The organism is Streptomyces sp. NRRL B-24572 (assembly GCF_002156145.1).
In the GTDB taxonomy this organism is placed as follows: domain Bacteria; phylum Actinomycetota; class Actinomycetes; order Streptomycetales; family Streptomycetaceae; genus Streptomyces; species Streptomyces vietnamensis.
On sequence record NZ_MWIG01000833.1, the window covers coordinates 1 to 5153 of the forward strand.

At 72.3% G+C, this 5153-nt stretch carries 3 protein-coding genes and 1 pseudogene; all 4 read left to right on the top strand.

Annotated features, from left to right (window positions below):
- A pseudogene (locus tag CCN56_RS36865) lies at nucleotides 1-291 on the top strand (sugar ABC transporter substrate-binding protein); the annotation flags it as partial.
- Nucleotides 292-336: 45 nt separating this feature from the next.
- A complete protein-coding gene (locus CCN56_RS36870) occupies nucleotides 337-1911 on the top strand; it encodes a sugar ABC transporter ATP-binding protein (protein ID WP_086832086.1) in 1575 nt (524 codons plus the stop codon).
- Entirely contained in the window at nucleotides 1908-2951 is a 1044-nt protein-coding gene (locus CCN56_RS36875) for an ABC transporter permease (RefSeq protein ID WP_086832087.1), read from the top strand. The genes CCN56_RS36870 and CCN56_RS36875 overlap by 4 nt, the downstream gene beginning before the upstream one ends.
- Before the next feature lie 40 nt (nucleotides 2952-2991).
- Nucleotides 2992-5133: an NPCBM/NEW2 domain-containing protein gene (locus CCN56_RS36880; RefSeq protein ID WP_373412946.1), complete on the top strand. Its 2142-nt coding sequence runs from the start codon at nucleotides 2992-2994 to the stop codon at nucleotides 5131-5133.
- Nucleotides 5134-5153: the final 20 nt, after the last annotated feature.

Consider the following 5153-nt stretch of genomic DNA (forward strand, 5'->3'; position numbering starts at 1 on the left):
GCCCGCGTTCTGCAGGGCGGCGTCACCGCCCTGCAGAACGCGGGCGTCGGCGCGAACGACATCATCGGCGTCGGCCTCGGCGCCTACCTCGCCTGCAAGGACTGGCAGTCCGGCAAGCCGTCCGGGATGAAGGCCGCGCTGTTCATCAACGGCAAGGACGTCGGCGCCCTCGCCGTCCAGACCATGTACGACCGCCTCAAGAGCGGCAAGGACTTCCCCGCGGAGGCGTTCGCCCCGACCCGGATGGTCGACGCCGCCACCTGGCGGACCGCCGGCGTCTCCTGCAGCTGACGGCCCGCGCTCCCGTCCCGCCCCTCCACGCGTGAGTGAGGCCCCATGACCACCACCCCGGCCGCCGGCCTGTCCGCCGAGAACGTCTCCAAGCGCTTCGGCGCCGTCCACGCACTCCAGGACGTCACCCTGCACTTCCCGCCCGGCCAGGTCACCGCCCTGATGGGAGAGAACGGCGCCGGCAAGTCCACCCTCCTGCGCATCCTGACCGGAGACCACCGGCCGACCCGGGGACAGGTCCTGCTGGACGGGACGCCGCTCACCCTCTCCTCGCCGATCGACGCGCGCCGGGCCGGTATCCGGATCATCCCGCAGGAACCGGAGATCATCCCGCACGTCTCGGTCGCCGAGAACGTGTACGCCGGTGCGCTGCCCCGCCGCGCCGGGCGCCGTCTCGACCGGGCCGAGCTGCGCCGGCGGATCACCGCCGACCTGGCACGGTTCGGCTTCGAGAAGGTCCTCGACCCAGACCTGCCCGGCTCCCGACTGACCGCCGCCCAGCGCCAGTTGGTCGAGATCCTGCGCGCCTTCACCGGTGCCGCCCCGCCCCGGGCGATCGCCTTCGACGAGCCGACCTCCTCCCTCTCCGAACACGAGACCGAGGCCCTGTTCACCTTGATCGGGCGGCTGCGCGACGAGGGCGTCGCCGTCGTCTACGTCTCGCACCGGATGAAGGAGATCTTCCGCCTCGCCGACCGCATAGCCGTCCTGCGCGACGGCCGGGTGGCCGGCGTCGTCGACGCCTCCGCCACCACCGAGGCGGAGGTCGTCCGTCTGATGGTCGGCCGCGACCTGGCCGGCCTGTTCGCCCGGCAGGAGGTCGCCACCGACCGCGTGGTGCTCGACGTCCGGGGCCTCACCACCGACGACGTCCACGACGTCACGCTCCAGGTCCGGGCCGGGGAGGTGGTCGCCCTGGCCGGACTCGTCGGCGCCGGCCGCTCCGAACTCGCCCTCGCCCTCGCCGGGGACACCCCGATCCGCTCCGGTGCTGTCACGCTCGGCGGCAGGCGGCTCGACCTGCACAGCCCGCGCGACGCCGTCGCCGCCGGCATCGGCCTGGCCCCGGAGGAGCGCAAGGCCCAGGCCCTGTTCCTGCACCGCACCATCCGCGACAACACCGCGCTGGTCAGCCTCCGCCGACTGCGCCGCCGACGCTTCGTCAGCAAGTCCCGGGAGCGCGCTCTCGCGCAGGAATTCGCCGACCGCCTGCGGGTGCGCGCACCCTCCGTCGAGACCGAGGTCCACGCCCTGTCCGGAGGCAACCAGCAGAAGGTCGTGCTGGCCCGATGGCTGGCCCGCAGGCCCGCGTTGCTGATCCTCGACGAGCCCACCCGCGGCGTCGACATCGGTGCCAAGGCGGAGATCTACCAGATCATCGCAGACCTGGCCCGCGAGGGTGTGGCCGTCCTGGTGATCTCCTCCGAACTGCCCGAGGTCCTCGGCCTCGCCGACCGCGTCCTCGTGCTGCAGAACGGCCGCATCACCGGCGAACTCGGCCGTTCCGAGGCCTCCGAGGAGGCGATCCTCGCCCTCGCCATGGCAGACGATCTCACCGCCGCACCCCAGGGCGGCGCCGGCACCGACACCACGACCACCGCGACCGGAGCCGCCCGATGAGCGCCACCACCGCCCCGAGCACCCAGCGCCCGTCGCGCGGGACCGGACCCGAGCCGCGCCCGCGCGGCCCGCGCGCACTCCTCGCCTCGATCGGCGGGCAGAACGTCGGCCTCCTCGGCGCCCTCGTCGTCGTGATCGCCCTGTTCGGCTCGCTCGACCCCCATTTCCTCGGCTGGGACAACATCCGGGTGATCGGAGAGGCGGCCACCATCGCGGGGCTGCTCGCCGTGGTGCAGACCGTCGTCATCATCTGCGGCGGCCTCGACATCTCCGTCGGCTCCCAGGCCGGCCTCGCCTCCGTGGTCAGCGCGATGGTCTTCACCGCCACCGGCTCCAGCGCCCCGCTCGGCATCGGCGCAGCCCTGCTCGCCGGCGCCGCCGTCGGCCTGCTCAACGGCACGGTGATCATCCACGGCCGGGTCAACCCCACCATCGCGACCCTGGCCGGCCTCGCCGCGTACAAGGGACTCGCCCAACTCGTCTCCGACGGGCGGGCACAGGGCTATGTCCTCGGCGACCCGGTGTTCGTCTTCCTCAGCCGGGGGAGGATCGCCGGGCTGCCGACCATGGTCTGGATCCTGGCGCTGGTCGCGGCCGCGGTGCACGTCCTGCTCACGTACACCGACATCGGCCGCAACATCTACGCGCTCGGCGGCAACGACACCGCCGCCCGACTGGCCGGCATCAACCTCAACAAGTACCTGATCTCGGCGTACGCACTGACCGGCACGGTCGCCGCCCTCGCCGGTGTGCTGCTCACCGCGCGCACCGGCTCCGGGCAGCCGGTCTCCGGCAGCGAGGGACTGGAACTCCAGTCGATCACCGCGGCCGCGCTCGGCGGCTGTGCCCTCAAGGGCGGCAAGGGCACCATCGGTGGCACCCTGCTCGCGGTCGCCCTGCTCGGCGCCCTGCAGAACGGACTCACTGTCCAGGGCATCAACACCTTCTGGCAGAACGTCGCCCAGGGGCTGCTGCTGGTGGCCGCCGTCGTGATCCAGCAGCGCCGCAACCGCGGCCGCGCGGTCGGCCTGCCCGCGTAGATCAGTTCCGTTCAGCAACCTCCCAGACAGGAGAACCCACTTGACTCCGTCCACACGCGGGATCAGGCACGCCCTGACCGCGGTGACCACCTCGCTGACCATGCTGTTCGGCGGCGGCGCCCTCGCCGCCACGGCCGCGGCCGGCCTCCAGCTGGCCGCCGCTCCACCGGCGGCGGCTGTCGAGAACACGCTCGCCCGCACTCCCGCCATGGGCTTCAACAACTGGAACTCCACCCACTGCAGGGCCGAGTTCAACGAGTCGATGGTCAAGGGCATCGCGGACATCTTCGTCTCCCAGGGACTCAAGGACGCCGGCTACCAGTACGTCAACCTCGACGACTGCTGGGCCCTGCCGAACCGCGACGCCTCCGGCAACCTGGTGCCGGACCCGGTCCGCTTCCCGAACGGGATCAAGGCACTGGCCGACTACGTGCACGCCAAGGGCCTGAAGTTCGGCATCTACTCCAGCGCCGGCACCAAGACCTGCGACACCCTCGGCTTCCCCGGCGGACTCGGCCACGAGCAGCAGGACGCCAACCTGTGGGCGTCCTGGGGCGTCGACTACCTCAAGTACGACAACTGCAACAACCAGTTCGTCGATGCCCGGCAGCGCTACCGGGCGATGGGCGACGCGCTCAAGGCCACCGGCCGCCCCATCCTCTACAGCATCTGCGAGTGGGGCCAGAACCAGCCGTGGACCTGGGCGCAGGACGTCGGCAACTCCTGGCGCACCACCGGGGACATCTCCGACTCCTGGTCCAGCATGATCGGCATCGCGCACGCCAACCAGCCGCTCGCCCCGTACGCCCGGCCGGGCGCCTGGAACGACCCGGACATGCTGGAGGTCGGCAACGGCGGCATGACCGACACCGAGTACCGCACCCACTTCAGCCTCTGGGCCCAGATGTCCGCGCCGCTGCTGGTCGGCAGCGACCTGCGGACCGCGAGTGCGGCGACGCTGGCGATCCTCAAGAACACCGACGTGATCGCGGTCGACCAGGACCCGCTGGGCGTGCAAGGCACCGTGCTGTCCAGCGGCGGCGGCCTCGTCGTCATGAGCAAACCGCTGGCCGACGGCAGCCGCGCGATCACCCTGACCAACGAGACCGGCCAGTCCCAGACCATCACCACCACCGCGGAGGCCGCCGGGATCGGCGGGGCGCCCTCGTACACCCTCAAGGACCTGTGGTCCCGGCAGACCACCACCTCGACCGGCACGGTCAGCGCCTCGGTGCCCCCGCACGGCACGGTGATGTACCGGGTGACCCCGAGCGCGCCGATCGCGCTGCCCGCCGGACTGCACCAGCTCGGCGACCTGGCGTGGACCTCGGCGACCAACGGCTGGGGCCCGGTGGAGCGCAACAGGAGCAACGGCGAGAGCGGCTCCGGCGACGGGCACGCCCTCACCATCGGCGGTACCGCGTACGCCAAGGGCCTGGGCGCCCATGCCTCCTCCGAGGTCCGCTACCACCTGGGCGGGACGTGCCGGAACCTCACCGTCGACGTCGGAGTCGACGACGAGGCCGGCAACAACGGTTCCGTGGTCTTCCAGGTGTACCGAGACCAGAGCCTGGCCGCCGACAGCGGGGTCCTCCGGGGCAGCGATCCCGCGAAACGCCTCAGCGTCGACCTCACCGGCACGAACGACCTGCGGCTGGTGGTCACCGACGCCGGCGACGGCAAGGACTACGACCACGCCGACTGGGCGGGTGCGCGCCTCGCCTGCGGCGACGGCCCGTCGGCAGGCGGCCACGCCCTGAGCGACCTGCCCTGGGCCGGTGCCGACAACGGCTGGGGCCCGGTGGAGCGCGACCTCAGCAACGGCGAGCAGGCGGCCGGCGACGGCCGCACCCTGACCATCGGCGGTACGCGGTACACCAAGGGCCTCGGCACCCACGCCGCCGCCACCGTCACGTACTACCTGGGCGGCTCGTGCACCGGCCTGAGCACCGACGTGGGCGTCGACGACGAGGCCGGCAACAACGGCTCGGTGGTCTTCCGGGTGTTCGCGGACGGCGTGAAGGTGGCCGAGAGCTCCCGCCTGACCGGCAGCGCGGCCGCCGCCCACCTCGACGCCCCGCTCACCGGCGCCTACGAGCTCACCCTCCAGGTGGCCGACGCCGGCGACGGCAAGAACTACGACCACGCGGACTGGGCCGCCCCCATCCTCACCTGCGCCTGATCGCGACGGCCCGACCGCGG

Excerpts from the sequence above, each read along its gene's own strand:
- CCN56_RS36870 (WP_086832086.1), top strand. The coding sequence starts at position 337 with ATGACCACCACCCCGGCCGCCGGCCTGTCCGCCGAGAACGTCTCCAAG.
- CCN56_RS36875 (WP_086832087.1), top strand. The coding sequence starts at position 1,908 with ATGAGCGCCACCACCGCCCCGAGCACCCAGCGCCCGTCGCGCGGGACC.